Below are 3,039 nucleotides of genomic sequence, written 5' to 3'. Positions count from 1 at the left end.
GGCGCTGGCGCGGTGGGTCTGAGTGCCGTCATGGGCGCCGTGGTGGCCAACTGCACGACTATCATCTGCGTCGATATCAAGGAAAACCGGCTGGCGCTGGCCCGTGAGTTGGGGGCGACCCACGTGTTCAATGGCACCCAGTGCGACCCGGCGGAGGAGATCATGAAGATCACCGCCGGCCAGGGGGTACCTTACATGCTGGAGACCACCGGCAACGCCAAGGTTCTGGAAGGGGCGGTGTATTGCATCGGCATGGGGGGCGTCGGCGGCATCGTCGGGGCGCCGGCCATGGGCACCGCCATCAGCCTGGACATCAATTTCATGCTGCTGAACCGCACCATCAGGGGCATCATTGAGGGCGACAGCAACTCGGATGTGTTCATCCCGCGCCTGATCGAGCTGTACAAGCAGGGCAAGTTTCCGTTCGACAAGCTGATCAAGTTCTACAGTCTGGATCAGATCAATCAGGCGGCGGCGGATTCCGAGGGTGGCAGTACCCTCAAGCCGGTGCTGCGGATGGCCTGAGCGGGGAGTTTTTGGGGGCGCCCGGGATCGCGGGCGGCAGGGTCCTGGCCGGAGCCGGGGTACGAGGGAACGGGTAGAGCTCAAGGCACCACACTTGCCACAGGCTCGAGCATACGGGAGGGGTCCCAGGATGCATTCGCAAAACGTGAAGACGCGCGGTCTGGCCGTGCGGACAAGTGTATGGGTTGTGTTTGGTTCGGCCATGCTGCTGTCGGGCCTGGCGCGGGCGGTGACGTTCGAGTACTCCGGTTACATCCGTGAGCACCTGTCGGTCAACCTGCAAAACAGCGATGAGTTCGAGAACAGAAGCGCAATACCTGCGGGTGTGACTGGCGTCGCGCTCGCCACTCCTGATGGCGGCTACGATACCTATGGAGGCAAGGGCGAGCTGTCCATGATTCGGCACAGTGCCAAGGTGGAAGCAAAGGCCGATTTTGGCGCGTTCCAGGTGTTTGGCGTCGGCCGTGTTGCCCGCGAAACCAAGACCAGTTGGGAGCGCGGCCTGAATAAAGGCAGCAAAACCTTGCCGGCTCTGGCCACTAACGGCGTAGGGCTTACGGGCTTTCCTGTGTTGAACAACCCTGGCGCTACCGTGCCGGTAGGGAGTATTGCGAATCCTAGTCAGGTGTTCGCGAACGCGTCGCAGTTCACGTCGGGGTTTCTGAATCAGCTCCTGGACGGATTAGTCCCATTGCCTTGCGCTTTAATCGCCAATCCGGCAAATGATTGCTTCGCACCCGGCTTGCTTGGGTTCGGTGGCGGTACCACGGACCATGAGCTGCTGGATGACTACAACTCGACCTCACTGCGCGAGGTACTGCGCGAGTTTTACGTGACGTTTGACGTCGGCGACCGTTACCACTTCAAGCTTGGCAAGCAGCAGGTGGTGTGGGGCGAGACCGATTTTTTCCGGGCCATGGACATCATTCACGGCTACGACATGCGCTGGCGCTCATTCCTGGAGCTCGAAAACGAGGAGCTGCGCAAGCCGCTCATTCTGGGCAACGTCACCATTGATGTGCCCGAGTTGGCCGGTGCCTTGCAGCTGATTTATCGTCCGGGCTGGGATGGTGGGCACGACATCGGCGATGACGCCGCCCTGAACGGCGGTCGTTGGATGCCCTCACCCTGGGGCGGCGCTGGCGTGACCAGCTCCATGATTGGCAAATATAACTATCATCACAACAAGGGCGATGAGAACGACCCCAACTACGGGTTTCGGTGGTCCGGTACCGCCAAGCAGATTGGTTACTCGTTTGCTTATTATCACGGCCTGAGCACGGATGGTCTGGTTGTAACCAACCCGGTAGTGGGTGGAGGTAATCAGTATGGCGACTGGGAATCGGGGCCTTTTCAACTGTCTGAGTTGATATTTCCGGAGATCGACACCTTCGGCGTCACTCTGAACGCCTATTCGGGTTTTCTGGATGCGGTGATTCGCGGCGAAATGGCCTACACACCTGACAGGCCCTACAACACCGGCACCGATACCTATGTCGATTTGTTGGCCTATGTCAGCGAGGCGAACACTGCGGCAGGTAGTTGGTTTGGAGCGTTCTGGCCCAGTACGGCGGTACTTCTGAACGATCCCGACAGGCCCGTTCAGACAGCCTATGCGCCTGGTCAATTAGCAACCGGCGCCGGTTTGGTGGGCGCTACGTTATCCGTGCCCGGTCTTGGCAATGTCGTCGAGAAGGACACGCTCAAGATCATGGTGGGTATGGACAAACAGCTCGGCTGGACCATGAACTGGCTGAAGACGTCTCGGCCGGCGTTCTGGACCATGCAGCTGTTTGACACCTGGGTGCTCAACTACGACCGCGACGACGACATCGTGGAGTTGTTCGGGTTTGGTGCGGCTCGCCGCGAGCACCAGACATTCTGGACCAATGCCTTCAGTTTCCCGTATCGGTACGACACGGTAACGCCGTCGCTGGCATTCGGTTTCGATCTGGGTAGTTTCGACGCGTTCCTGTTGCCGGCTCTGGACATCGCCATGGGCGACCACTGGCGGTTGCGCTTCGAGGCCGATATCTTCCTGCCGCGGCATGTCGAGAAGACCAATCTTGGCATGACCGGTAGTGACCGCAACGACGGGCGTCTGCTCAGCACCCTGCACGACCGTGACCAGTTCGTGGCGCGTATTACTTATCAGTTCTGAGCGGATGCCCGGCTGACCTCTATGCCCGGTTGATCGGTCCGGTGGTGATTGCCACCGGACCGGCTTCAGCCGGGCTCCAACCGACAACCTGAGCGAGGATCACAGGATGGACAAGCACGGGAAGAAACTGCGGCGCCTGCTGGCGGCCGGTGCCGTTACGGCCGGGCTGCTGGCGGCCGGCCCGCTGGCGGCCGAGGAAGTGGCCGAAGGCACGGTGCTCAACGCCGCGAGCATCGACAGCCTGCTGGACAAGACCCTGGACGGACAACCCATTCGCAGCGTGCTGGTTGGCCAGCAGGAAAAGATGATTCGGCAGTTCGGCTGGGTCATGAACCTGACCCGCGCCACGCCGC

Annotated in this window: 3 protein-coding genes; all 3 read left to right on the top strand. The window is 60.6% G+C overall.

Features of this window, described 5'->3' with window-relative positions; genetic code table 11:
• On the top strand, positions 1 to 525 hold a 525-nt coding region (locus tag ABZF37_RS13995), incomplete at its 5' end, for a zinc-binding dehydrogenase (RefSeq protein WP_372720973.1).
• Between the two features lie 130 nt (positions 526 to 655).
• Positions 656 to 2,686 (top strand): DUF1302 family protein, encoded by a 2,031-nt coding sequence (locus tag ABZF37_RS13990; protein ID WP_372720971.1) that lies wholly within the window; start codon positions 656 to 658, stop codon positions 2,684 to 2,686.
• A gap of 106 nt (positions 2,687 to 2,792) precedes the next feature.
• Positions 2,793 to 3,039 (top strand): hypothetical protein (locus ABZF37_RS13985; RefSeq protein WP_372720968.1); only part of this gene is annotated, 247 nt, incomplete at its 3' end.

This window comes from Immundisolibacter sp. (assembly GCF_041601295.1).
GTDB lineage: Bacteria > Pseudomonadota > Gammaproteobacteria > Immundisolibacterales > Immundisolibacteraceae > Immundisolibacter.
The sequence above is the reverse complement of the archived record's forward strand: the minus strand, read 5'-3'. Positions and strand labels throughout refer to the sequence as shown.